This window comes from Paenibacillus sp. Soil750 (assembly GCF_001428045.1).
Classification (GTDB): domain Bacteria; phylum Bacillota; class Bacilli; order Paenibacillales; family NBRC-103111; genus Paenibacillus_E; species Paenibacillus_E allorhizoplanae.
In genome coordinates, this window is the sequence record NZ_LMSD01000001.1 from 610,193 (window position 1) to 631,606 (window position 21,414).

23 protein-coding genes are annotated in these 21,414 nt (G+C 46.0%); 15 read left to right on the forward strand and 8 right to left on the reverse strand.

Features of this window, described 5'->3' with window-relative positions:
• Positions 1 to 52 precede the first annotated feature (52 nt).
• Both ASL11_RS02670 and ASL11_RS02675 read right to left on the reverse strand, forming a co-directional pair.
• Positions 53 to 304, reverse strand: coding sequence for a hypothetical protein (locus ASL11_RS02670; RefSeq protein ID WP_056609338.1), 252 nt, complete (start codon positions 302 to 304; stop codon positions 53 to 55).
• Positions 305 to 531: 227 nt separating this feature from the next.
• Positions 532 to 1,518, reverse strand: a complete 987-nt coding sequence (locus tag ASL11_RS02675) for a phosphate/phosphite/phosphonate ABC transporter substrate-binding protein (RefSeq protein ID WP_056609341.1) — start codon at positions 1,516 to 1,518, stop codon at positions 532 to 534.
• Positions 1,519 to 1,659: 141 nt separating this feature from the next.
• On the opposite strand from ASL11_RS02675, the gene ASL11_RS02680 reads away from it, so the two are divergent.
• A complete protein-coding gene (locus ASL11_RS02680) occupies positions 1,660 to 3,264 on the forward strand; it encodes a bifunctional metallophosphatase/5'-nucleotidase (protein ID WP_442953016.1) in 1,605 nt (534 codons plus the stop codon).
• Positions 3,265 to 3,349: 85 nt separating this feature from the next.
• On the opposite strand, the gene ASL11_RS02685 is transcribed toward ASL11_RS02680, so the two are convergent.
• Together ASL11_RS02685 and ASL11_RS02690 are read right to left on the reverse strand one after the other, a co-directional pair.
• Positions 3,350 to 3,595, reverse strand: a complete 246-nt coding sequence (locus ASL11_RS02685; RefSeq protein WP_056609343.1) for a hypothetical protein — start codon at positions 3,593 to 3,595, stop codon at positions 3,350 to 3,352.
• Complete coding sequence (locus tag ASL11_RS02690) at positions 3,592 to 3,912, reverse strand: YbjQ family protein (RefSeq protein WP_056609345.1); 321 nt, start codon at positions 3,910 to 3,912, stop codon at positions 3,592 to 3,594. The genes ASL11_RS02685 and ASL11_RS02690 overlap by 4 nt, the downstream gene beginning before the upstream one ends.
• Positions 3,913 to 4,010: 98 nt before the next feature.
• On the opposite strand from ASL11_RS02690, the gene ASL11_RS02695 reads away from it, so the two are divergent.
• The 12 genes from ASL11_RS02695 to ASL11_RS02750 all read left to right on the forward strand — a co-directional run bounded on the left by ASL11_RS02695 (position 4,011) and on the right by ASL11_RS02750 (position 15,029).
• Positions 4,011 to 4,814, forward strand: a complete 804-nt coding sequence (locus ASL11_RS02695) for an alpha/beta hydrolase (protein ID WP_157256783.1) — start codon at positions 4,011 to 4,013, stop codon at positions 4,812 to 4,814.
• Positions 4,811 to 5,596 (forward strand): 5-oxoprolinase subunit PxpB, encoded by a 786-nt coding sequence (pxpB, locus tag ASL11_RS02700; protein WP_063795446.1) that lies wholly within the window; start codon positions 4,811 to 4,813, stop codon positions 5,594 to 5,596. Before ASL11_RS02695 ends, pxpB begins: the two co-directional genes overlap by 4 nt.
• Positions 5,586 to 6,575: a biotin-dependent carboxyltransferase family protein gene (locus ASL11_RS02705; RefSeq protein WP_056609349.1), complete on the forward strand. Its 990-nt coding sequence runs from the start codon at positions 5,586 to 5,588 to the stop codon at positions 6,573 to 6,575. Before pxpB ends, ASL11_RS02705 begins: the two co-directional genes overlap by 11 nt.
• A gap of 582 nt (positions 6,576 to 7,157) precedes the next feature.
• Positions 7,158 to 7,919, forward strand: coding sequence for a LamB/YcsF family protein (locus ASL11_RS02710; protein WP_056609351.1), 762 nt, complete (start codon positions 7,158 to 7,160; stop codon positions 7,917 to 7,919).
• A 1,060-nt stretch (positions 7,920 to 8,979) separates the two neighbouring features.
• Positions 8,980 to 9,267, forward strand: a complete 288-nt coding sequence (locus tag ASL11_RS02715; RefSeq protein WP_056609352.1) for a CD3324 family protein — start codon at positions 8,980 to 8,982, stop codon at positions 9,265 to 9,267.
• A 104-nt stretch (positions 9,268 to 9,371) separates the two neighbouring features.
• Complete coding sequence (locus tag ASL11_RS02720) at positions 9,372 to 9,749, forward strand: gamma-glutamylcyclotransferase family protein (RefSeq protein WP_056609354.1); 378 nt, start codon at positions 9,372 to 9,374, stop codon at positions 9,747 to 9,749.
• Positions 9,750 to 9,845: 96 nt separating this feature from the next.
• Complete coding sequence (locus ASL11_RS02725) at positions 9,846 to 10,220, forward strand: response regulator (protein ID WP_056609356.1); 375 nt, start codon at positions 9,846 to 9,848, stop codon at positions 10,218 to 10,220.
• A gap of 59 nt (positions 10,221 to 10,279) precedes the next feature.
• Positions 10,280 to 12,043, forward strand: a complete 1,764-nt coding sequence (locus ASL11_RS02730) for a diguanylate cyclase (RefSeq protein ID WP_056609358.1) — start codon at positions 10,280 to 10,282, stop codon at positions 12,041 to 12,043.
• Positions 12,044 to 12,192: 149 nt separating this feature from the next.
• Positions 12,193 to 12,681 carry a nickel-responsive transcriptional regulator NikR gene (gene nikR / locus ASL11_RS02735; protein WP_056609640.1) on the forward strand — a complete coding sequence of 163 codons (489 nt, stop codon included), beginning with the start codon at positions 12,193 to 12,195 and terminating at the stop codon, positions 12,679 to 12,681.
• A gap of 55 nt (positions 12,682 to 12,736) precedes the next feature.
• Positions 12,737 to 13,141, forward strand: coding sequence for a DUF2203 domain-containing protein (locus ASL11_RS02740; protein WP_056609362.1), 405 nt, complete (start codon positions 12,737 to 12,739; stop codon positions 13,139 to 13,141).
• Between the two features lie 9 nt (positions 13,142 to 13,150).
• Positions 13,151 to 14,806 carry a copper resistance CopC/CopD family protein gene (locus ASL11_RS02745; protein WP_082595212.1) on the forward strand — a complete coding sequence of 552 codons (1,656 nt, stop codon included), beginning with the start codon at positions 13,151 to 13,153 and terminating at the stop codon, positions 14,804 to 14,806.
• 37 nt (positions 14,807 to 14,843) lie between these two features.
• Complete coding sequence (locus ASL11_RS02750; RefSeq protein ID WP_056609366.1) at positions 14,844 to 15,029, forward strand: hypothetical protein; 186 nt, start codon at positions 14,844 to 14,846, stop codon at positions 15,027 to 15,029.
• Between the two features lie 93 nt (positions 15,030 to 15,122).
• Here ASL11_RS02750 and glsA read toward each other — a convergent pair whose 3' ends face one another.
• Together glsA and ASL11_RS02760 are read right to left on the reverse strand one after the other, a co-directional pair.
• Positions 15,123 to 16,076 (reverse strand): glutaminase A, encoded by a 954-nt coding sequence (glsA, locus tag ASL11_RS02755; RefSeq protein ID WP_056609368.1) that lies wholly within the window; start codon positions 16,074 to 16,076, stop codon positions 15,123 to 15,125.
• A gap of 24 nt (positions 16,077 to 16,100) precedes the next feature.
• On the reverse strand, positions 16,101 to 17,021 hold the full coding sequence (locus tag ASL11_RS02760; protein ID WP_056609370.1) for an aldo/keto reductase: 921 nt from the start codon (positions 17,019 to 17,021) through the stop codon (positions 16,101 to 16,103).
• 133 nt (positions 17,022 to 17,154) lie between these two features.
• On the opposite strand from ASL11_RS02760, the gene lepB reads away from it, so the two are divergent.
• Positions 17,155 to 17,685: a signal peptidase I gene (gene lepB / locus ASL11_RS02765; RefSeq protein ID WP_235550347.1), complete on the forward strand. Its 531-nt coding sequence runs from the start codon at positions 17,155 to 17,157 to the stop codon at positions 17,683 to 17,685.
• Between the two features lie 44 nt (positions 17,686 to 17,729).
• On the opposite strand, the gene ASL11_RS02770 is transcribed toward lepB, so the two are convergent.
• Both ASL11_RS02770 and ASL11_RS02775 read right to left on the reverse strand, forming a co-directional pair.
• Entirely contained in the window at positions 17,730 to 19,277 is a 1,548-nt protein-coding gene (locus ASL11_RS02770) for an MDR family MFS transporter (RefSeq protein ID WP_056609641.1), read from the reverse strand.
• A 126-nt stretch (positions 19,278 to 19,403) separates the two neighbouring features.
• Positions 19,404 to 19,832 (reverse strand): MarR family winged helix-turn-helix transcriptional regulator, encoded by a 429-nt coding sequence (locus ASL11_RS02775; RefSeq protein ID WP_056609374.1) that lies wholly within the window; start codon positions 19,830 to 19,832, stop codon positions 19,404 to 19,406.
• Positions 19,833 to 20,363: 531 nt separating this feature from the next.
• Here ASL11_RS02775 and pheS point away from each other — a divergent pair.
• On the forward strand, positions 20,364 to 21,398 hold the full coding sequence (gene pheS / locus ASL11_RS02780; RefSeq protein WP_056609376.1) for a phenylalanine--tRNA ligase subunit alpha: 1,035 nt from the start codon (positions 20,364 to 20,366) through the stop codon (positions 21,396 to 21,398).
• Positions 21,399 to 21,414 lie beyond the last annotated feature (16 nt).

Genomic DNA, 21,414 nt, shown 5'->3' on the forward strand with positions numbered 1-21,414 from the left:
GTTCCTGAAGGTTATAACCTTCAGGAACTGCCTTTTTACTTCAAGAGCCACTTTACTTACTGATGACTCCACCTTGCGCAACCAAATGGAGGATACGAGGCTCACGTAGCCGATGCGTAGCTTGCGTGAGGGGTTCATCCGGCCCTATAATTTCAATTTGTTCAATTAAGGTGATTGGGATCATAATGTTGTTTATTTTTAAAAGCTGAAATTCTGGGTAATACTGCGCAATGACGCCTCGAACTTCATCGGTGCCGCACCGAATAATCACTTCTGTTTTACGCATGATCAGCATTTCGTACATCCCGTTTTTCACCCCACAATGAGTTATGACACGACCGACTTAGTAAACGTTTGATAGATGAAAGTAAACGATGAGCTTGGACGGGCGTGCCACATTCATAATATGCAAGGAAAGTCTGGTATAGAATGTAAATTTTAGAAGGGAAAAACCACCGCGTCATGGATGTTAGACACATGCTGCGGTGGTTTGTTCTGTCGTGTGTAATTTAATTTACAATTATTTTGAAATTATTTCAAGCCCATTGCTTTATTAGCTTCACGAACGATGTTGAATTTATCATCAGTCGTAGCTACATAACCTTGGTGTGTGTATACATCGATGATCACTTTTTTACCTTCTGGATCGTTACCGATCGCGATGAAAGCATCTTGAATTTTCTTCTTCCAAGCCGCATCCATATCGGAACGAACAGCGATTGTATCGTTTGGAATTTTGTCGGAGAAAGAAAGAACTTTCGTTTGTTTGAAGATTTCAGGGTAATCTTTCAACATGTTAGTACGGATATCTTGGAACACGCCTACTGCATCAACTTGGCCGTTAAGAAGTGCGATAACCGCTTTGTCATGTCCTTGGAATTGAACACCTGTAACATCTTTCACTGGATCCACACCAGCTTGCTTCAATACAAGACCTGGGTATACATAACCAGCTGCGGAAGTAACACCTTGCCAGCCCATTTTCTTACCTTTCAAATCAGCAACGGATTTAATTGGTGAATCGGCTTTAACAAGAATTTCGGATTTGTAGAAATCAACAAGTTCTTTCGTTGGTTGACCTGTTGCATCATCAACGCCAAAACGTTGTGCTTGTACAAGAAGATCAGCAGCTTTACGGTTATCGTGGGCAACAACATAGTTACTTGGTGGCAAGAAACCAACATCAACTTGTTTGGAGGACATCGCTTCGATAACAACGTTGTAATCTGTGGAAACGGAAACCTTTACTGGGATTCCTAGTTTATCTCCAAGCAATTTTTCAAGCGGCTTAGCTTTTGCTTCAAGTGTCTCTGCATTTTGGGAAGGTACGAATTGTACTTTAAGTTCTTTAGGAATGAAACCTGCAGCTGCCGCCGGAGTAGCCGTTGCCGCCGCTGTTGCTGCAGCAGTAGCTTTAGCAGTTGATGAAGCAGCTGGAGTTTCGTCTTTTTTCGCGCAGCCAACAAGTGCACCTGCAGCTACAACCATGGACAAACTTAGTACTGTTAATTTTTTCATGTTTTTTTTGACCTCCGTTTAAATATTTACTTTTTATCTATGTTGTACTATAACATTATCATAAGATATATGGAAGATAGTGTGAAGTATTTGTTAAACTGACAACTGATATGTAAAACTTTACAATAATTAAGAACTGGAGTGAATCGCTTGACGCAGATTGGACAAGCACGAACAAGTCATATTACGATTTTAGAAACGAGCGACCTCCATGGGAATATGTTTCCCATTCATTATGCAAATAATCATCCCAATGATGTGGGGTTGTCGAAAATCGCGACCCTAATCTCACAGGAACGCGCCAAGGAAGCGCATGTCATTGTATTGGATAACGGGGACCTGATTCAAGGAACGCCTCTCGCCTATCACCACGCACGCTTGGATAATGAACCTATGAATCCTATGGTGCTGGGTCTGAACTATTTGGAGTATGATGCGGCTGTACTGGGAAATCATGAATTCAATTATGGCATGGACGTGCTCCAGAAGGCAGTTCGAGAATCTAATTTCCCTTGGTTGTGTGCCAATATTGTGAATGAGGAGACGGGAGAGCCATTCTTTGGTAAACCATATCTGATTAAGCAATTTGCGGACGGCGTGCGTGTAGGGATTCTTGGCTTAACAACGCCGTATATTCCGAATTGGGAAGACCCGAAACATATTGTCGGTCTGCGTTTTGAAGACCCTATTGCCGCTGCTCGTACATGGATACAATTCCTTAAAGAGCAGGAACAGGTAGATGTCGTTGTTGTTTCCTACCATGGTGGATTTGAAAGAGATATCGCAACTGGTGAGCCTACGGAACCGCTGACAGGCGAGAATCAAGGGTATCAACTGTGTATGGAAGTAGAAGGGATAGACGTTCTGCTCACAGGTCATCAGCATCGAAGCATTGCTGGGGTCCAAATTAACGGTGTAACCATCGTTCAACCTGGAACAGCCGGTGTAACGCTAGGGAAGGTGGACATCGTGCTAGAGCAGGTAGAAGGGAAATGGCGAATTGCTTCTAAGCAATCGGAGCTTCTATCTGTTGCGAATGTGGAGCCAGACGTGGAGCTGCTTCAGCAGATCAGTTCTTACGAGGCGAAGACACAGTTGTGGTTGGATCAACCCATTGGGAAGCTTACGGGTGACATGCTCGTCAGAGATCCTATGCAGATTCGTACGGAAGACAATGCATTGATTGAGTTTATTAACAAGGTACAGATGGAACTGTCGGGTGCTCAGATTTCGAACACAGCATTATTCGATAACGTTTCACCTGGATTTCCATCGGATATTACCATGCGGGATATCGTTTCCAACTATATCTATCCGAACACGCTCAAGGTCATTCGAATCTCAGGTCAAGATATTAAGGATGCCTTGGAGCAGTCTGCGGAGTATTTTGAAACAGCGGAAAATGGAGAGCTGCAAGTAAGCAAGTCCTTCATGGAACCGAAGCCTGCCCATTACAATTACGATATGTGGGAGGGAATCTCCTATACGTTAAACGTTACTCGTCCAGTTGGGGATCGGGTTGTTCAGCTGGATTTTGAAGGGGAACCGATTGTGCTCGACGCCTCATTCGATGTGGTCATGAACAATTATCGCGCTGCAGGCGGAGGCAACTATGCCATGTTCCAGAATAAGCCCGTTGTCAAAGATATTCCAACAGATGTAGCTGAGCTGCTGGCAGGCTATATTATGGAACGAGGGACGATCGAGGCGAGCGTAAACCATAACTGGAAAGTTGTTTGGAAATAGTTTCGACATGTATGTAAAAAGCCTGACAAGAGCAAGAGAATCGTAAGATCCTCGGCTTTTGCCAGGCTTTTTCTTTCTGAAAAAGCTACTTTTCACGAATATAAGCACGATCTCCCGTTCGAGGATTGTAGTAAACCCGATAGGTGAATCCGTCTTTGGGATCTATGAAAACTTCAGGTGTAAAAAGAAATCCGTTTGGAGGCGATTGCGGTGTCGCGGCCCCATCTGTTTTGTAGCGTTTGTCGTAAACGAGATAACCCAGAAGAAGTAGTATAAGGAAGCCTAAAACCCACAAACCGTATACGAGCAAAATAGATAATTCCCCGCTCATAGCCTTCGCGTCCGAACGGCAGTGCCATACGCGACGATTTCGCTCATATTTTGACCAATATCCCCGCTGTCGAACCGCATCATGACAATCGCATCCCCGCCCATGGCAGCGGCATTCTTGACCAACCGGTCCATGGCTTGCCTGCGTCCATCCTCCACCATTTGCGTATACTGCGTGACTTCTCCGCCGATTAACCCTTTAAGAGAGGCCATAATATCTCCGCCAATGCCTCGGGCCCGCACGACGACACCGAAGGTACTGCCTAGAACTTCTGTAACCTCATAACCGGCAATGGTTTCTGTTGTAACTACAATCATGTTGAATCGCTCCTTCAGAATTGAAATAGATGCTTTTCTACTGGGTAAGGATTGGCTATTATTAACTTAGTACGTTAATCACATGAGGGGGTTTCACATTGAACACAGGGACGACGATTGAATTATGGCCAGGAGCGACACAAGACAGTCAAAGTGAGGAAAACCAAGGCTGCCCAAGCTTAACCTTATATCCAGCAGAGGGAGACGGCTTACGTGCAGCAGTTATTGTATGTCCAGGCGGTGGTTACGGCAGACGTGCCCCTCATGAAGGCGACCCTATTGCCAAATGGCTGAATGGTTTAGGCATATCCGCTTATGTGTTGAACTATCGCGTAGCACCCTATAAACATCCTGTTCCCTTGCAAGATGCGCAGCGGGCCATTCGTACCGTGAGACATCATGCCGAGGCATGGGGAGTCGATGCGAACCGCATTGGCATTCTTGGTTTTTCGGCAGGCGGGCATTTGGCAGCAACAGCGGGTACGCACTACGATGCGGGAGATCAAACCTCCGCGGATCCAATTGAACACCACAGCTCCCGTCCGAATCTGATGGTGCTGTGTTATCCGGTTATTTCATTTGGTGTGAACGCGCACCAAGGTTCACGAATTAATTTGATAGGCGCAGATGCTAGTGAAGAATTAGTCAATAACTTAAGCAATGAACTTCAAGTAACGACAGATACGCCACCAACCTTCTTGTGGCACACAGCAGATGATGCAGCGGTTCCAGTTGAAAATAGTTTGCTTTTTGCCAGCGCGCTTAGCCGTAATAACGTTCCTTTCGACCTGCATGTCTTCGAATCAGGACGACACGGCATTGGAATCGCAGCCGATCATCCAGAAGCGTATGTTTGGCCTGATGTTTGCGCTAATTGGTTGAAAAAGCAGCATTTCGCATGACCAAACTTACCTACGAATGCCATCCGCTTGGAGACTCAGCGATTGTGATTCGCATAGGTGAAGACATTTCGTTAACGAATCTACATAAGGTCAGGCAAGTAGTGAATTATTTGGAAAATAACTGGCGAGATGGCTTCATTGAGCTAGTCGCCGCTTATACAACCATTACAATTTATTATGATGCATTCCGCATTTATAACTATTCTTCTGACGTTGTGTTAAAAAGTGGGCGATCCAATGGGACAGCAGAATGGCTTCCGTATGACGATGTCCTGCAAAGCATTGAGCAGTTACTAGATGCGTATATGCAGGGAGATAGTGAAGGGTTAGTCGGGAAGTTAGGAGCTATCAGGGAAATTCCAGTCTGTTATGAGGCTACATTTGGACCTGATCTGGCAGATGTAGCGGATTATCATCAGGTGAGTACGGAAGAAATTGTGTCTTGGCATACTTCTCGTGTGTATCCCGTTTATATGATTGGTTTCGCACCTGGTTTTCCTTATTTGGGCGGGATGGATGAAAGGCTTGCTACACCGCGTAAATCAGTGCCGCGCACACAAATTCCAGCCGGTTCAGTTGGTATTGGCGGGGCGCAGACGGGTATTTATCCTTTTGAAACACCTGGAGGCTGGCAGCTTATCGGTCGAACGCCACTTCGTATGTTTCGTCCGGACAATGTTCCCCCATCTTTACTCAAGGTTGGTGATCAAGTGAAATTTGTGGCGATCACATCAGAGCAGTTTCATGCGTTAGAGGAAGGGAATGCGAGTCATGAGCTTTGAGGTCATTAAACCTGGCCTATTGTCCACCATTCAGGATGAGGGCCGCTATGGTTTTCGCAAACATGGTGTCATTGTGTCTGGACCGATGGATCAGTTTGCACACCGGGCAGCCAATCTGTTGGTTGGTAATGGCCCGGAAGCTGCTACCTTGGAAATGACACTTCAGGGGCCGATTCTAATTGCACAAAGTGATATGCTGGTGGCCATTTGTGGAGCAGACATGAGGGCAGAAGTAGATGGTATGGCAGCACCCTTATGGCAGCCCTTTATCCTTTATTCAGGCAATGAGCTGCACCTACAATATGCAGCCCATGGGTGTAGAACGTATCTAGCTGTGTACGGTGGGTTCAAGGCGGATTACGTACTCGGAAGTCGCAGCACCTATCAGCGAGCGGCTATTGGTGGATATGAAGGAAGGGCAATTCGTGCTGGGGATGTATTGGAAGTAGAGAAGGATGGGCTGGCTTTAGAAGTTGTGAACGAGGTTGAACGAGGCAGCAAGTTTGTGAGTTCAATGATTCGTCCTGACTATCGCGACAATCCGATAATACGGATCGTGAAGGGGAAGGAAGCCTCCTCATTTACACCTAACAGCTGGTCGAGATTGCTTTCTCAAAGCTTTCTCGTGACCTCCCAATCCGATCGAATGGGGTATCGGCTATCGAGTGAACCTAAGCTTGAGCTTGAGTCTGGCTTATCCTACGAAATGATCTCTGAGGCTGTCGTTGCAGGCACGATCCAGGTTCCCTCAAGTGGACAACCCATTCTCTTGATGGCTGATTGTCAAACAACAGGTGGATACCCCCGCATCGGTCACGTAATCACGGCAGATCTGCCGCTGATGGCACAGGTGAAGCCAGGTGGACAGCTTCGCTTTCAGGAGGTTACACATCTGGAAGCACAGGAGCAGCTGTTGCTTCAGGCGATGGATCTTAAGGTGATGGGGGCGGGGATAAGGGCTTGGTTAAGGGGTTTGTGAACATGACGAATCCATAGCCCGAGGAACCCTACGAAGCCTAAGAAGCTGACTAACTTGACGTACCCGACTAACTTTAAGAACCCTTTGAGCCTGACGAGCCCTACCTGCCTCCCCCTTAGCAACTTAACTGGAAAATCTCCAGCTATTTTTGGCGCTTTGTAATGTTTCTGGTATTTAAATGGAAAAACTCCAGTTAATTTCCCTTAAATCATCCAATGGGAAGGAAATGGTTAAAATTAACTGGAGAACATACAGTTAAATCGTAAATTTGCCCAAATGCTCCTTGATTAGATGGAGAAAATACAGTTATTTAGTAAAATTACTCAAATGATCTTCAATTATCTGAATGACTCCCATGACATCTGCCGATAGTACCCCCACGCCCTCTCCACTCCCACACCCCGAAGAATGATAAAAATGCACTTTACAGTGGATTGAGTAGGAAATGTGTGAATGGGATGAGTAAGTGTAATCGTTAGAGTGATTTGAGTGAAGATTGAAATGAGTAAAGAAAGAAATGAGTAAAAAATGAGTGAATAGTGATGCTGAGTGGCATTCATCTAAATGGGGAGTGAAATCGTCATGCTGCGCATTGACTTGAATTGTGACATGGGCGAAGGCTTCGGCGCCTATCGCCTCGGCCGCGACGCGGAGCTCCTCGACTACGTCAGCTCCGCCAACATCGCCTGCGGGTTCCACGCAGGCGACCCCGCAACCATGCGCAGCACAGTTCAGCTGTGCCTGCGCAAGGGCGTTGCGATCGGGGCCCATCCGGGCCTTCCCGATCTGCAAGGCTTCGGCCGGCGCGAGATCGCGATCACGCCGGCAGAGGCTTACGAGCTGACGTTGTATCAGCTCGGGGCGCTGCAGGCGTTCGTCCACGCCGAAGGCGGACGCCTGCAGCACGTCAAGCCGCATGGCGCGCTTTACCACATGGCCGCGAAGCGCCATGAGATAGCCGCCGCGATTGCGGCTGCAACGGCCAGCGTCAGCACGGAGCTGACGCTGTATGGACCGCCCGGCAGCGAGCTGCTGCGGGCGGGCACCGCCGCGGGGCTGCGGACCGCGAGCGAGGCTTTCGCGGACCGCAGCTACCAGCGGGACGGCTCTTTGACGCCCCGCGATCAGGCGGGGGCGCTGCTTGAAAGCGCCGCCGAGGCTGCGGCGCAGGTAGAGCGGCTTGTCCGCGAAGGCAAGGTTCTCTCCCTTACGGGAGAGGACCTGAGCATGCGCGCGGACACGATCTGTATCCACGGCGATGGGGTGCACGCCGTGGAATTCGCGCGCGATATCCGCGCGCTGTTAAACAAAAGCGGCATCGAAATCAAGCCGCTGGGGACCTAGTGAATTCGCTAGGTCTTTTTTTCTCCCCACAACCCCACTAGCTAGTCAACACAACAATTCCCACCAGCCCCCTCATCTACCTAACTAAACTCTACGCCAGCCAGTCCTAATCGTCCCAAACTCATACTCAACCGGCTAACACCAATCACTTACCACTCATCATACAGTTCTACTCCTAATACATCCTCCAACAACTTGCAGAAACACTCTACACATCCCAACCGTCCTGCTCGTATTGCCAATACTCGGGACCTAAGATTATTGTTGTAAAGTAGAATAACTGGAAAACCTACAGCTAATCACAGGGTTTTATCTCATTCTTAGAAAATAACTGGATTTCCTGTAGCTAATTTATCCGATTTCATCATAAAGCGGGTTAAATTCAAAATTTAGCTGTAGGTTTTCCCGTTAAATCTGTTTTTTACCGAAAAATGAGGAAATTAACTGGAGCTTTTCCAGCTAACTCGCAGAAGCCGCGAGCAATGAGCAGCGAAAGTCGTCACTCACTTCCCGCTCACAAGGAAAGAATTCCTATAACCATTCTTTCACTTGAGACCTGCTCGGCAATATGAGTTAATAGGTATGTAGCCGGCCGGCTAATGCCTTCGGAAAGGAGTGATCAAGGTGATTACAACGCAAACAGAGGTGATCTCTGCGTAAGCAGAGGTCACTGTTCCAAGCGGGGGCCACTAGGCCCTCGCATAACTTTTACGAACGAGTAGACAGCGAGAAGCTTTTTACATATAATGAGAAATGTGAACACGAAGTGAACACAACAATAAACTACGGTGAAGGGAGTGCTTTTTAATGAACACAATGACAATGACAGTAGCGATGAATGTTGCGGCCGCCGCAGAGGTACTCGTCTCCTAACTGAATATCATTCGTGGAATAACCGTTCACCTGAATTGTATAATTGCATATACAACCGACAGGCACGATTATGATCGTGTTTTTTTTATTCCATTTTTGAGAATGGTAGGAGGTTAAGGGGCGATGAAGATACTCTCTGCAAATCAGTCAAAGTTAAGCTTTGCACAATTTGAGGAGGTTTTCATCCATGAGTTACAAGAACGGGAAAGATGTTCTTCCCCCTAACCTATTAAAACAATTACAAGAATATATCCAAGGCGAAATCGTCTATATCCCTAAAAAAGAGCAGAAACGTGCTGGCTGGGGAGAAAATAACGGCACTCGCATCATCATTGAGCGGAGAAATCGTGAGATTTTCCGTTTGTATCAAACGGGTTCGACGGTGTTGGAGCTGATCAAGGTGTTTCATTTGTCCGAAGACAGCATCCGCAAAATTATCGTCAAAACACGTGAATTAACAACCAATCAGGCATAGCAGCAGCATCCATCGTGATGCTGCTTTTTTTTTTGTAGGAAATCCTAGTTTACATGCCGAAATAATTCATACAGAGGATGTAGATGTATAGGAGGAACAGAGAGATGATATCTGTATTTGTATATGGCACGCTACTGGTGGGGGAAAGCAATCATCATGTTGTCTCTCCGTATTTACTGGGAGTGCAACCTGGCGCGATCTATGGACGTTTATATGATGTAGGGCCTTATCCTGCGTTAGTACTTACAGACGATGAACATAAGGTTGAAGGGGAATGGATTGAAGTAACCGAAGAGGGACTGGCTGCTATGGACATTTTGGAAACGTATTACGGTCCAGATCACGCGGACAATGAATACGAGCGTATTTGGGTAAAAGACGCCATTTTGGAGAAGGAAGGGTGGGTGTATTGTTATCCTAATCCGCGTGGACTTCCAGCTATTCATGGCTCCTCATGGAAATATCACCTGCATAATAAGTAGGCGTGACTCTATTCGAGTTTTTCCGACATTTTCCTGTCATGGCCTCAGATATGATGCTATAATTAGTACTAATTTATGGACTCGAGGAGAGAGAACATGTCAGCTTACAAAATTTTGCTAGCCGATGATGAATTGGCACTTCGCTTTCTGCTGACGGAGACGTTATCGGATGAGGGATACGTCATCACCGAGGTTGAGGATGGTCAACAAGCGATTGAGCAGCTCAGCAAGGAAGCCTACGATTTAATTATCCTGGATTACATGATGCCGGAGCGTACGGGTGTAGAGGTTTGCTCCTGGTTGAGACAAAGTGATAATGTGAACAAGGACTTGCCGGTGATTCTGCTGACAGCCAAAGCGCTGGAGAAAGATAAAGAGAAAGCGAAGGCAGCGGGTGTTACCACATACATTGTAAAGCCTTTCAGTCCACTTCAATTATTAGATACCATCGGGCAGCTCTTGCAACGCTAGGTTGGATATAGATTCACTAGGATCAGTTAGATTAAGCTTATAAAGGGTGATTGTCTGCTATGAGCCACAGAAATATAGAGAGATCCAAAGATTCAGCTTTTGAATCCGATCGTGATGCAAGAATCCTTAAACAAGGAAGAAAGCTGTTTATTCGTGAATATGATAAGCAACTGCAGCAGTTGCAGTCCTTGCTGACAGCGGTTCAGATGAAGCCAATCCTTGAGGATTTGCAACAATGCTATCGGATTGCACATACTCTCAAAGGGAGTGCGCCAGTCTTTGGTTATTTAAGAATCGGTAAATTAGCAGAAGACATCGTACGGAAATGGGAATGGACCCTAGCCATTGAGAAGCAGGATAATGAGTTGCTTCTTTCGACGAGTCCTGTACATGAAAGCATTGAACGAACGGTTGAATTATTGCTTGAATTGAAAATGGAATTGGATATCGGTTTAACGGAAATTCAGATGGATGAGGAAAAGGATCCTGTTACAGGCTCCATGCTTCGAACGCTCAAAAGTCGTATTTTACTTGTTGATGATGACGATGCGCTTCGATCTTATTTGACTAGACGATTGCAACTTGATGATTGTGTCGTTGATGAAGCTGCTGATGTGGAGTCAGCGAAAAGATTATTGCGTGAGCATACGTATGATCTTGTTACCCTAGACCTTATGATGCACCCTCAGTCAGGCTATGAGCTATTTGACTTTCTCAAAGAAGATCCTACTCTGAAATGGCTGCCGCTTATCGTGCTATCCGGTCGTGATGATATCAGCGATAAAGTTCGTTGTTTCCATTTAGGGGCGGATGATTATGTGACGAAGCCATTTCAATATGAAGAATTGGCGGCGCGCATTTACGGACTCCTCAAGCGGACACGGAATTTCGAACAGTTGGCCTTCCGAGACCCGCTGACAGGTGTGTTTAATCGCCGTTATTTTGATCTGCAGATTGGATTAGAGTTACAGCGTATCGAGCGCTATCCAGCGCCAATTTCTCTCGTGTTTATCGATATTGACAGCTTCAAAAACGTCAATGATACGTATGGACATCACGTAGGGGATTTGGTGCTCCAAGGCTTGGCTCATTTGATGCAAGTCAATCTACGTTCGACAGATTTATTGGCACGTTTTGGTGGTGAAGAGTTTGTAATCGCACTTCCGAATACGACGGTGGATCAAGCTAGGTCTATCATGCAAGATGTTTTGGATAAAGTTCGTGTGAAGCCCGTAGCACAGAATGAGGGTCAAACGTTCTCCATTACGTTCTCAGCTGGGGTAGCGGAATGGCAGGCAGGGATCACAATTGCAGAGTGGGTAGCGAAAGCAGACGATGCGATGTATCAAGCGAAGCAGCAAGGCAAGAATCGCATTGTTCTGGCTGACCTAGAAGATGAGGGTGCACAATTCACGAAGTTGGTTGCCCATGCGAATGCCCAGCTGCAGAAGAAAAAGCTCTTGATCGTAGACGATGATCCGATTCTCAGAGCGATCCTGATTTCGCAGTTGGAGCACTTGCCGATTGTTATTACGCAGGTTTCTGATGGTGAAGCCGCATGGCAGCTATTGAGTGATCAAGTTTTCGATGCTTGTATTTTGGATGGCATCTTGCCTGGACTTGATGGTTTTACGATCTTAGAGAAGCTCAAGACGGATACGAATGCGCGATCCAAGGATCTGAAGGTACTGATGCTTTCTGGTAAGAAGAAGGAAGCGGACGTCGCGAAAGGTCTGCTAATGGGAGCCGATGATTATATGACGAAGCCATTCTCACTCGTGGAGCTGGAGAATCGCGTCAAACAGTTAATGAAACTTGTCTAGGAAAGGAGGGGCTATGTCCTCTCCTTTTTTGCATTTTCGCCACATGAACGTTGTCTAGGGTTCAATTTCCCTTGAAGGAGGTTTGCGACTTCAGCACTTTCTGATACAGTAGAATGATAGACGAAGATACATATGAAGGAGCAAGATCAATGTCGGATAAAGACAATCTGGTACGTTTTGGAATTTCGATGCCGCAATCTCTAATCGAGCAATTCGACCGGTTGATTGCTTTACAAGGGTATGATAATCGCTCGGAGGCGATTCGTGATTTGGCACGCAAGGCGCTTTTGACCTCAAGCAGTATGCAGCCAACAGAAATGGTTGCGGGCACCATTGTTATGGTATATGACCACGATAGCCGTGATTTGCCGATCACGCTAATGGATCTTCAACATGACTACCATCATGCCATTATTTCAACGATGCATATCCATTTAAACCATCAGCAATGCTTGGAAATACTCGTTGTTCGCGGTGAAGTGCAGAAGCTTCGAGAGCTGCAGCAACGCATACAAGTGTTAAAAGGTGTTGCCTACGCGGAGCTGTCTGTTACACATGTGGATGAGCATAGTCAAAGTCATGGACACAGTCATCATCATGGGCATCATCACGTTCATGATAAGGCGGAGACGGAGTAGTGGAATTCGTAGTTCGTCTGTTTTTTTGCTAAAATAAAGGATATGGAGGTGCGTTATGTCGGAGAAGAGATGGTTCTCTTTGGAAGAGGCCAATCATTTATTGCCGTTTGTTGATCAGGAATTGAAGAAGATGCAAGCCTTGAAGCGTGAATTTGAGGACAAATATATGGAGTTACGCCATAAGAAGAATGAATATGCTTCGATGCCCAGCACGGAAAAGGATCCCTTTTTCGTGCTGGAAGCCGCGTTGGAATTTCTTCAAATTGAAGCGCGTGGACTCATTCAAAGTTTTCAGAAAACAGGAATCGAGCTGAAGGATATCGATACAGGACTTGTTGATTTCCCGGCTGTCATGAATGGACAAGAAGTGTTGCTGTGTTGGAAGCAAGGAGAGGATCAGATTCGTTATTATCACGGAGAGCAAGATGGGTTTGCTGGCCGTAGACCGATAGCGGATTAGGGGATATTGATGATGGGATTATTACAACAACGAAGCAAAATGTGGTTTCTACGATTGCCGATGGGCTTGATTGCTGTGTTAGCGATCATGCTTTTGAGTGCTGTCCTTGTGCCCCAATCCGTCTCTGCGCATGCTTCATTAGTTGAAGCGACACCAGAAGCGGGAGCCAAGCTTGAAAGCTCGCCAGCTGTGGTGTCCGTCACGTTCAATGAACAATTAGACAGCGGACTCTTTTATATTAAGGTTTATGATCATAGCGGAGCTGAGATAACGAATCGCAAAGCGATAATGAATAAGGATCAAATGGGGATCAAGCTGGATGTGCCGAAGTTGGCAGAAGGCGTGTATTTGATTAGTTACCACGTCATCTCAGCAGATGGTCATCCTGTGGGTGGAAGTTATCCGATCACGGTTGGGAATCCGCCTCAGGAGGATCTACTTGATGTACCATCCGCTCATACGGGACACGATCACAGCGCAGGGCCGCTGACGACCAAGGGGTTGCTGCAATACGCTTCCCGCGGCTTATGGTTTCTGATGCTGTTGGCCTTGACGGGTTGGGCATTCTGGTTACGATTGGTGAGAACCCAAGGTGAAGAAGCTCAGAAATCTCTCTCTGCTTGGTCGCTCAATCTGCAACGCGGACATATTGTTGCCCTATTGCTGCTCATTTTCACGCATATCGAGGATTTATTGGGCGGCGGCGGTGTGGATGAAATATGGCAGCTGCTAAGTGCGACTAATATTGGGATTTCATGGGTACTTCTTCTTGTCTTATCATTTATAGGCTTTGTAATACTGGGCAGGGTGGCATGGTTGGATGTGAGTTGGGCCTTGGCTCTTCTGGCAGTCAAAAGCTTCAGCGGCCACGCAGCCTCCTTCTCACCTCTGTGGGCGACGATTGGGCTCGATTTTATTCATCTCGTAGCCGCAGCTTGTTGGGTTGGCGGATTAATTCTCCTGTATGTAAAATGGCGCCATAACAAGACGGGGCTAGGTAGTTACATGCAGAAGTTTTCCAAATTCGCACTGATCTCGATCCTTGTTTTAACCGTTTCAGGGATCCTTTCTGTTTTACTATTCTTACCCAATCTGCGTTACTTAACGTACACAACGTGGGGAATTCTCCTGCTTGTGAAGGTAGGCGTAGTGGTGCTTGTCGCCGTGCTGGGGTTCGTGATTCGACTCTTCCTACGCAAAAAGCAAGTCAATCAATCAATTGTTTGGGTAAAGCTGGATTTATCACTTATGGTCATCATTGTTGTGCTTGTGGGACTGCTTACCTATATGGCACCAATTCCTGCTAATGAGCCGCTTCAGTGGCATCAGATGGGAGAGAAGGTCCATGTTTCGGTTGATATTACGCCCAAAATTCCAGGCAATAACAGCTTCGTCGCCAAAGTATGGCTGCCTGAAAAGTCAGGTCAACCTAAGCAGGTTCTCTTGATTTTGCATAATAAGGACGATAAAGAGATTGCACCGATTTCTATCCCATTAACGATCTATACAGATAATAAGGAAGAGGAGTCCTACGGTTTTGCTAAATTTAGTTACAAATCGGAAGGGCCTTACCTACCTTTTAGAGGCAACTGGGAGTTAGAAATGCGCGTCATGGATACGGAAGATAATGAGACAGTGTATACCAAAGACTTCATTGTGTATTAAGTTTGAAAGGTAGATTGACTATGCGAGGAGGATAACCATGGCTTGGGTTCAAGTCCTAGATAAAGACCATCTCTCCGTTAAACTCGATGACAAAGATGATTCCGCTCTAATTGAAGTCAATGACGGCGGCATTTCACCGAACTATGTGACGATTCGACTGAATGAGCACGAAGTGGATGAATTAATAGAAGCCCTCCAACGCATCAAGCAATCGATGCAATAAAGGTATACACATACACATAAGAAAGAACCTTCCCCAAGACTTAACGAAAGTCGGATGGGAAGGTTCTTTTTTGTACGCATGGAGGAAGCCGGGTTAAAACATGCTCCAGTCGAACTCCTGCGACAGAATGCCAAGCAGATGCACACCTGCCGTGCTGTTGCCTTTACGGTTCAGTGCGGGTCCAACGATGCCAATGCCGTATTGTCCCGGCACCATCGTCAGGATGCTGCCGGACACACCGCTTTTCGCAGGTAGCCCGACATTCATGGCGAATTCACCAGAGGCATTGTACATCCCACAGGTAAACATGAAGGTCTTAGCAATTTGCACGAAGCGCCGCGGGATGAGACGTTGCTTGCGGATCGGATCCACACCGTTATGAGCGAGTACGAGCGCCATTCTGGCTAGATCCGTGCAATTCACCTCGATGGAGCAGTGGCTGAAATATACACGAAGGACATCGTCAACTTCCTTGTCCAAGACACCGTTATCCTTGAGGAAATAAGCTAAAGAACGATTGCGGTGAGCCGTATCTGACTCGGACTTGAACACATTTTGATTAATGGAGAGCGAAGGGTTATCTGCAATTTCCCTGAAGAAATGCAGGATACGTTCGACCTGTTCATCCGTACTATTCCCCGCGATTAGCGAAGAAATCGCAATCGCTCCGGCGTTAATAAGCGGATTGAATGGGATGCCTGGCTCGATAAGCTCGAGCTTCAACATCGAGTTGAAGTCATCACCAGTCGGCTCCATTCCAACTTTGGAGAATACAACGTCTTCGCCATTATCCATGAGTGCAAGAATGAGTGAAAAGACTTTCGAAATACTTTGCAAGGTGAAGCAAAAGTTAGAATCACCGGATAGGATCGTTTGCCCTTCGCTATCCATGATGCATAAACCGAGAATATCCTCAGAAGCGTTAGCTAGCTCAGGAATATAGGAAGCGACATGACCTTCTGACGTATGCGTTTTGCTAACAGCAACCCATTCGTCGATGTGGCTATGAAGCTTCTTCCAGGTTTCATCGTGCTGTTGGTGAGGCATGGCGAAGTCAGTCCTTCCTCTTCTCTAGGCTTTCCAAGCTTGCGGATGATTGTCGCTAATCAGCTCTGTTGCTGCTGCATTCGCAATGACTTGCTCTGGGTTTTTGCAGCCTGGAATAACGGATGTAACCGCGTCATGCTTCAAGCACCAAGCCAATGCCCACTTGGCCATATCCATACCTTCTGGCACTTCGTTTTGCTGAATACGTTGAACTTCCTCTAGCTTCTGTCTTACGCTGTCAGCATCGTGACGATGCCGAACGTCCGTGTTACTAAATACGGCGCCTGGTTTATATTTACCGCTTAGATAGCCACTGGCTAACGGTACACGTGCGAGTACGCCGAGGTCTTGATCGATACAAGATTGGAAAACCTGATCTTCTGGCGCACGATCCAGACGGTTGTAGACAACTTGAATCGCTTTGGAATTCACCTTCGTGGATGCGGCAGTTTGATGAATATTGGCATTACTGCCGATCGACGTGCCTAGGTGACGGATTTTGCCAGCCTGTACTTGTTTATCAAGGGTCGTCCATAGATCATCATTATCGAATAAAGCATCAGGTCCGGAATGGAATTGGTATAAGTCAATATAATCCGTATGTAAAGCTTCAAGAGATGCGTCAAGCTGTTTAATGACGGCTTCTGCGCTAAATTCATCAGTTCGTGTGAATAAGTCATGGAAATGATGACCGAATTTTGTCGCTACAACCCACTTAGAGCGATCGCGGCGGGATAAATAATTACCGATAAATGACTCGGAAAGGTGATCACCATAGCATTCTGCCGTATCAATTAAGTTAATACCAAGCTCTGCAGCTTGATCCAAAATCGCGTCCGCTTCTGCTTGTGTATAGGTTAATCCCCACTCACCGCCGAATTGCCAAGTACCAACACCTACGATGGAAACTTTCAGATCTGTTTTACCAAGTCTACGATATTTCATGTTAAGCACTCTCCTTATTTAAGGTATCCAAATTCATTATACAACAACATTTTATTTTAGTTTAATGTAAGCTTTTCATAAATGGGTTACTGTGTAAATAAGAGTAATTTAAGGAGAAAGGATGTTGTTTCTATTGTTCAAAAAAAATGTGCTAGGCCTATTGAAAGAATGGGTGCCTACTATAGCGTTTGCAGTTATTATCGCGCTTGTCGTTAATACCTATGTTGCGCAAGCAATGACAGTTCCAACCGGTTCGATGCTGCCTACTATTCAATTACAAGACGAGCTGATTGTTGAGAAAATGAAGCCTTTAACTGACTTTGAATTCGGCGATATCGTAGTGTTTTGGCCCCCGATTGAAGGGAATAAGGATCGCTATGTGAAGCGTTTGATTGGATTGCCTGGCGACACGATTGAGGTCAGAGATGGAGCTTTATATAGGAACGGAGCTAAAGTAGACGAGCCCTATATCCAAGCGCCTATGACATATACTTTTCACGAAGTGACTGTGCCCGAAGGGAAATACTTCTTCTTAGGCGATAATCGTAACGACAGCTATGATTCTCATTTGTGGCCGGCAACACCTTTTGTAGCTGAAAAAGATATTATCGGCAAAGCCGTATTTCGCATTTTCCCTCTCAGTCAAATGGGGACCATTGATTAACATGAAAGAAGCTCCCAACCTCAAGTAGAGGAAGGGAGCTTTTTTTAGTGAGCAAGATGAGGGGAAACTTGGTTATCATCTTCACCATCTTCTTTTTTCTTCGATTTACGGTCCGAAAGTTTAATGTTCCCAACGAATAGCGTAAGGATCGCGCCGAGTAACACGAATACTAGACCGTAGATAAACACTTGATGAAGCGAGGAAACAAGTGCATCTTTAATGATTGGCAACCTATCCACTAATTCTTTTGGCAATTTGGCCAACGCCTCAGGACTTAATAGGGAGGAGTAGAGCGACTGCGGGTTCTTATGAATCATGTCAATTAACGGACTGCCTACTTCCGCGGGGAACTGTTTCACTACTGGCTCTAAATTTTGTTCAAGCAAAATCGTTGATTTATGATTCATAATAGCGCCGAGAATCGTCATCCCGAAGGTACCGCCGATTTGACGGAAAAATTGGCTGGAAGACGTTACCACACCAAGCTCCGATTTCGGGAAGCTCTCTTGTAAAGCGAGGGTCAGAATTGGCATAACAAGCCCCATTCCTAAACCAAGTAGAACCATGTAGCTAGAAGCGATCAACTTCGTCGTAGAAATACCCATTGTGCTAAGGAAAATAAAGCCAACAGCCATGACAATCATACCGATGAGCATTTGTCTTCGAACACCAATCTTATCAATCAATTGGCCTGAAACAACGCTGGCAGCAATCATTGTAATCATGAGTGGTGTCATAACGGTACCAGAAGCGGACGCGCTAATTCCGACAATCCCTTGCATGAACAAAGGAACGAACATTATAGCACCGAACATACCAACCGCCATCAGGAAGCCTACGCCGTTAATGGTGGAGAAGGTTCTATTTTTGAACAAACGCACAGGAAGGATTGGCTCTTGTGCTTTGCTTTCAATGAATACGAAGGCAACTAAGGATACGACAGCTAGTACGAACAGGCCAATAATCTGCCAAGAGCCCCAAGCATACTCACTACCGCCAAACGTAAGCGCAAGAAGTAAACTCACTACACCGACAATCATGGTGACGATACCTGGGATATCGAACTTAACTTTCCCTACTGATTTATGCTTCGGTAAGGCAATCGAGATCAGAATAACAGCTAGAATACCAACAGGCAGGTTGATGTAAAACACCCAACGCCAGTCCCAAGCATCTACGATCCAACCACCAACTTGTGGCCCGATAACGGAGGATAAACCGAATATCGCTCCAAAAACACCTTGCCATTTGGCACGCTGTTTACCTGTGAATAAATCCCCGATAATAATCATAGCCATCGGCATCATGATACCACCGCCAAGACCTTGCAAACCGCGGAACAGGATAAGTTCCGTCATGTTCTGAGACATTCCGCATAGCGCTGAAGCAACGATGAAGATGATGAGTCCTGTTACATAGATGACGCGGCGGCCCATTAAATCAGCCAGTTTACCAGCGATGGGTACGATAACCGTGGAAGTCAGCATGTAAGCTGTCGTTAACCAGGTCATCAGTCCGAGTCCGCCGAACTCACCAACGATACGCGGCATTGCTGTTCCTACGATCGTACCGTCCAAAGCTCCGAACAGCATAGCAATGATCAAGCCAGTGAGGAGGAGTCCCCTGTTTTTGAGCTCAGGTGCAGCTGCTTCGGAGACATCCTTAGGCGCTGCTTTTTGAATATTTTCCATCTGTATCGCTCCTTTGATGTAATGAAATTAATAAAATGAAGTAAATTTTTCGAATGCATTTACGAAAATATGAAGTTCATCCGGGGGAAGCTGAGATAATCCGCGAGCAATTACTTTCTTCTGAATTTCGGTGGCTTCAGCGAGAATTTCATTTCCCTTAGGCGTATTTTCAACGAGTACAATACGGCGATCAGTCTCATGATGCTTACGTATAACATGCCCACTTTGGACAAGTCGATCAATCATGACGGTTATTGCACTTGGCTTTACACCTAGCTTCTCTGCAAGCTGAGATTGTTTCGGTGATTGTTCCTTTGAGATCATCGCTAACATAAATAAATGCCGTGGTGTTAGCTCTGAGTCTATTTCAGCAATTACCACATGAGCTAATCTGCGATGCGCCGTCTCAAATGCTGTGCGGAAGCGATTGGTATAGTCAGTCAATTCATCTTCCAAGTTATGACCTCCTTGTGAATTGTTAGAATTGTCTAATAATTAAATAATATAATAATTAAATCTAATAATATTTAAACTGTTTAAGTAAAATATAAACCTGTCGATGAATGAAGTCAATAGGATATTTCTGAAAATTTCAGAAAACCAAGGAGTGATGTACTTGCATATCCTTTGTATCTTGCATATAATAACTGGTACATATACGTGGAAATGCTTTGACGGAGAAGAGTACGCAGTGCTTCTTGACAGGGAGGGAAAGCCAATGATTGAGAGCTGGCCCCGAGAATCAGGCTGTGGAAGTTCACTCCCGAGCAGTCCTTTGAACAGAAGCGCTAAGCAGCTTCTCAATAGAGGGAACCGGACACATCGTCCGTTATCTGGAATGAAGTGAGACTCGTTTATTTGTCAACTGGACATAGACGAATCTAATTAGGGTGGTACCACGGCTTTTCGTCCCTTGCGAGGGAGCGGAAAGTCTTTTTTGTGTTTTCATAAAGGGCGATTCAGAGGCCTAAATCAGGAGGGATTTCGATGAAAGAGCGGTTAGAAGCTTTGAAGCAGGAAGCGCTGCAGGAGCTAAGCGGCGTAGGAAGTCAGCAGGAACTGAACGATTTAAGAGTGAAATATTTGGGCAAAAAAGGACCATTAACCGAAGTTCTTCGCGGCATGGGCGCGTTAAGTGCTGAGGAAAGACCGGTCATTGGCCAAGTGGCGAATGATGTTCGCGCAGCGATTGAAGCTGTTATTGAAGAGAAACAAGCAGCGTACACGAAGGAAGAAACTGAAAACAGACTTCGTTCTGAAATGATCGACGTTACGTTACCAGGACGTCCTTCCCAGCAAGGTGCTGTACATCCTCTAAGCAAAGTTATTCAAGAGATTGAAGATATTTTCATCGGGATGGGCTACACCATTGCAGAGGGTCCAGAGGTTGAGCAAGACTATTACAACTTCGAAGCTTTGAACCTGCCGAAGGATCATCCGGCTCGTGATATGCAGGATTCGTTCTATATTACGGAAGAAATTTTGATGCGCACGCAAACATCCCCTGTTCAAGTAAGAACAATGGAGAAGCGCAAAGGGGAAGTTCCGATCAAAATCATCTGTCCGGGTAAAGTATACCGCCGCGATGACGACGACGCGACTCACTCACACATGTTTCAACAAATTGAAGGTCTGGTCATTGACCGCAATGTGCGGATGAGTGATCTCAAAGGGACATTGCTACAGTTCGTACAAGAAATGTATGGCCCAGCGACCAAAATTCGCATGCGTCCAAGTTTCTTCCCCTTCACAGAGCCGAGTGTTGAAGTCGATGTGAGCTGTGCAATGTGTGGGGGGGAAGGCTGCCGTACGTGTAAGCAAACAGGTTGGTTGGAGATTCTCGGAGCGGGCATGGTTCATCCGCGAGTTCTTGAAATGGGTGGCTATGATCCGAAGGAATACACAGGCTTCGCATTCGGTATGGGTGTTGAGCGTATCGCTATGTTGAAATATGGTATCGAAGATATTCGCCATTTCTATACGAATGATTTGCGTTTCTTAAAACAATTTTTACATGTGTAAGCAATAGGAAAAGGAG

What these genes read in the sequence shown, in the direction of transcription:
- glsA (WP_056609368.1), bottom strand. Translation starts at nt 16,076, where the DNA reads ATGCCTCACCAACAGCACGATGAAACCTGGAAGAAGCTTCATAGCCAC.
- pxpB (WP_063795446.1), top strand. Translation starts at nt 4,811, where the DNA reads ATGACCAAACTTACCTACGAATGCCATCCGCTTGGAGACTCAGCGATT.
- ASL11_RS02770 (WP_056609641.1), bottom strand. Translation starts at nt 19,277, where the DNA reads ATGCTGTTCGGAGCTTTGGACGGTACGATCGTAGGAACAGCAATGCCG.
- ASL11_RS02745 (WP_082595212.1), top strand. Translation starts at nt 13,151, where the DNA reads ATGATGGGATTATTACAACAACGAAGCAAAATGTGGTTTCTACGATTG.
- ASL11_RS02715 (WP_056609352.1), top strand. Translation starts at nt 8,980, where the DNA reads ATGAGTTACAAGAACGGGAAAGATGTTCTTCCCCCTAACCTATTAAAA.
- pheS (WP_056609376.1), top strand. Translation starts at nt 20,364, where the DNA reads ATGAAAGAGCGGTTAGAAGCTTTGAAGCAGGAAGCGCTGCAGGAGCTA.
- ASL11_RS02675 (WP_056609341.1), bottom strand. Translation starts at nt 1,518, where the DNA reads ATGAAAAAATTAACAGTACTAAGTTTGTCCATGGTTGTAGCTGCAGGT.
- ASL11_RS02725 (WP_056609356.1), top strand. Translation starts at nt 9,846, where the DNA reads ATGTCAGCTTACAAAATTTTGCTAGCCGATGATGAATTGGCACTTCGC.
- ASL11_RS02720 (WP_056609354.1), top strand. Translation starts at nt 9,372, where the DNA reads ATGATATCTGTATTTGTATATGGCACGCTACTGGTGGGGGAAAGCAAT.
- ASL11_RS02670 (WP_056609338.1), bottom strand. Translation starts at nt 304, where the DNA reads ATGTACGAAATGCTGATCATGCGTAAAACAGAAGTGATTATTCGGTGC.
- nikR (WP_056609640.1), top strand. Translation starts at nt 12,193, where the DNA reads ATGTCGGATAAAGACAATCTGGTACGTTTTGGAATTTCGATGCCGCAA.
- ASL11_RS02710 (WP_056609351.1), top strand. Translation starts at nt 7,158, where the DNA reads ATGCTGCGCATTGACTTGAATTGTGACATGGGCGAAGGCTTCGGCGCC.
- ASL11_RS02690 (WP_056609345.1), bottom strand. Translation starts at nt 3,912, where the DNA reads ATGATTGTAGTTACAACAGAAACCATTGCCGGTTATGAGGTTACAGAA.
- ASL11_RS02760 (WP_056609370.1), bottom strand. Translation starts at nt 17,021, where the DNA reads ATGAAATATCGTAGACTTGGTAAAACAGATCTGAAAGTTTCCATCGTA.
- ASL11_RS02750 (WP_056609366.1), top strand. Translation starts at nt 14,844, where the DNA reads ATGGCTTGGGTTCAAGTCCTAGATAAAGACCATCTCTCCGTTAAACTC.
- ASL11_RS02705 (WP_056609349.1), top strand. Translation starts at nt 5,586, where the DNA reads ATGAGCTTTGAGGTCATTAAACCTGGCCTATTGTCCACCATTCAGGAT.
- ASL11_RS02740 (WP_056609362.1), top strand. Translation starts at nt 12,737, where the DNA reads ATGTCGGAGAAGAGATGGTTCTCTTTGGAAGAGGCCAATCATTTATTG.
- ASL11_RS02730 (WP_056609358.1), top strand. Translation starts at nt 10,280, where the DNA reads ATGAGCCACAGAAATATAGAGAGATCCAAAGATTCAGCTTTTGAATCC.
- ASL11_RS02685 (WP_056609343.1), bottom strand. Translation starts at nt 3,595, where the DNA reads ATGAGCGGGGAATTATCTATTTTGCTCGTATACGGTTTGTGGGTTTTA.